Below are 2,341 nucleotides of genomic sequence, written 5' to 3'. Positions count from 1 at the left end.
GGTTAATTGCAGTGAATCCACCGAATTGTACGTTAGGATTAGAAATGGTTGATGAGTTTGTTTTTAAAATCATAGAATTAAAAGGCTTTAATGCTGTTGTTCCCGATTTGAAACCACCTGATGGTGTTTTTTCAGTTAATTCAGTAGCACTAACTTTCAATGAAAAATTGGAACCTGTACCCGATAAATCTTCCAAATTAATAGTAGGAATTTTTCCAATGATTACTTTTTGAGTCGCAGTACCCACTGTAACTGTTGGGTTTAAGTCTTGAGGACTTGTTAAAGAAACATTATATCCTCCACTCTGAATGCCTGTAGATGCCTTAGTTGTTGCTTGCTCAGCTGCAAACGCTGAATTCCCTCCGAATAAAAACCCTAATGACATGACTCCTGTTAATGCTAAAATTCCAAATTTACTTTTCGATAATTTCATTTCTGAATACCTCTTTCATATTAGTATTAATATCCTTGAATTTAGGCAGCGTTGTTAAATACTGATTGCACACTATCCAATACCATATTAGGGTTTGCGAAGTTTACTACTTTAGGTAAAGAAGTAATCATGCCAATTGTATTGATTTTATTGTTCATAACATCAACTAATGATTCGAATACAGCTGGTAGTGCGACAGCTAATATACTTCCAATTGCCACTCCAATAATCAATGAATAAATCCCGTTAATACTACGATCTGCATTTGCTTCAAAACTCATAATAAAAAACTCCCTTTTCTTTAATTTTTTTATTTTTTAATTCCTTACTCCCTAACTAACCTGAAAACCATTTTTTTATGAATGAATCACCTCCTTAAAAGAAAAAACACTATGTTTAATAGTGTTTTGGAAAAACTTATTTAAAAATAATTGCTCTATAGTTTAGTTTTGCAAATTCCTTAAATACGTCAAAATAATTAAAGGAAAAATCCAAAAGTATTGCTAAAACTGCAACACCTGCTATCATCAACAGATTTCTTACACCACTTTGCAACTGAGTCACCTCACTTTACTTACGGCACTCCCTCTAGATGTAATTAGTTGATCAGGTAGATCAAAGAAAAATACTTCAATATTTCCAGTAACTATATAATTTACTTCTGAACCAAATGACTTTTTATCTGAACCTGATAAACTAGTAACCTCAAACTTGCCATCGTAAAATTTATTCGAGTACTCATTTATATTTTCAACAGCAGTTGAAGTTAATCCACCATTGCGTTCAATCTGTCCATCTATATAAGTCTTAAAGTCAGATGATTGAATATAACTTACAAAGAATATGGTTATAGCCATTAAAAACATGACAAAGGCCATTAACATAATCTGTAATGAAAATTCGCCAGCAGCGTCTTCTGCATACATTTAACCACCCATTTCTCTTAAAGATTGTTCATATTTCGGGTAAAGATATCAAAGGCAGCCCCAGCCATATAACCAATCATTGGTATAAAGTTCACCATAGTCAGTTTAGTTGGATACATAATAAATGTTCTTTCTTTATGTTTTCGAATATCTTCAATACCTCGCATCATTGCTTTTCTAGCTATATCACTTAACTCATCAATAATACTGCTATCACTTGTGTGGTTTGTATAATTATAAAGTGATGTCATAAACGTGCGAGCTTCATCGGTTCCCCCTGCAGCTACTTCAGCAAATTGCATATATGGTTGAACCTTATTGGGACTTTCCGTTATATCAATAATCAACCGATACAGATTATTTTTAAATTCTCCATCCTCTAAGCGATCTAACAGTTTTCGAAAAGTAGTTATGATAGACTCATTTGAATCCTGTAGATAGGTGACAATTAATCGCTGAAAAACATACCATGAAATTTGTTTTTCATATACTAGACCGTTATATTCATGTTTTTCTTTTGTGTAAGCATTTCTCCAAGAATAAACGAAAAAGATTATAGATAACAATGATAGCCAGGGACTAACTAGAAAAGCTGGAATAACTGCAGCAAGAGTAGACAAGAGCGCATTTCTCATTCTTCTCTTCTGGAACAAATAAAACTCGTATTCTCCAAACCCTGACTTTTCAACCATTTCATACAGATCTTGTTCTGCGACTAAATGCCAAAATCTTTGCATTCTTGTTTTTTCTATAGGTATTTCAGTTATTTCCTCCACATTTTCACCTCCATTACCTCATCATCTGCTAAGTTCATTTGAAGGGAATGAAAGTAAAAACATAATGCTCCTATTAGTATGGCACTACACACCCAACCGATGATATTGTGAGCGTAATAAAGTAAATAAGCATCTACTCCTCTTGCAAAGGTTAAAATGCCGACAACTACTACAGGATATAAAGTTGTTGCTTTAAATTGTCTCTT

Annotated in this window: 5 protein-coding genes; all 5 read right to left on the bottom strand. The window is 33.1% G+C overall.

What is annotated here, in order from left to right; translation table 11 throughout:
- Positions 1–433: hypothetical protein (locus tag ABZ565_RS35320; protein ID WP_361036412.1), on the bottom strand; the 433-nt coding region annotated here is incomplete at its 3' end.
- Positions 434–474: 41 nt separating this feature from the next.
- Positions 475–714, bottom strand: a complete 240-nt coding sequence (locus ABZ565_RS35315) for a hypothetical protein (protein ID WP_351072272.1) — start codon at positions 712–714, stop codon at positions 475–477.
- A 279-nt stretch (positions 715–993) separates the two neighbouring features.
- Entirely contained in the window at positions 994–1,359 is a 366-nt protein-coding gene (locus ABZ565_RS35310; RefSeq protein ID WP_182102364.1) for a hypothetical protein, read from the bottom strand.
- 17 nt (positions 1,360–1,376) lie between these two features.
- A complete protein-coding gene (locus ABZ565_RS35305; protein ID WP_182102365.1) occupies positions 1,377–2,135 on the bottom strand; it encodes a hypothetical protein in 759 nt (252 codons plus the stop codon).
- Positions 2,123–2,341: hypothetical protein (locus ABZ565_RS35300; RefSeq protein ID WP_361036407.1), on the bottom strand; the 219-nt coding region annotated here is incomplete at its 5' end. The genes ABZ565_RS35300 and ABZ565_RS35305, both read right to left, overlap by 13 nt.

It is taken from the genome of Streptomyces sp. NPDC016469, from assembly GCF_040632905.1.
GTDB lineage: Bacteria > Actinomycetota > Actinomycetes > Streptomycetales > Streptomycetaceae > Streptomyces.
Note: the sequence above shows the minus strand (reverse complement) of the source record. Positions and strands in the feature narration are given on the sequence as shown.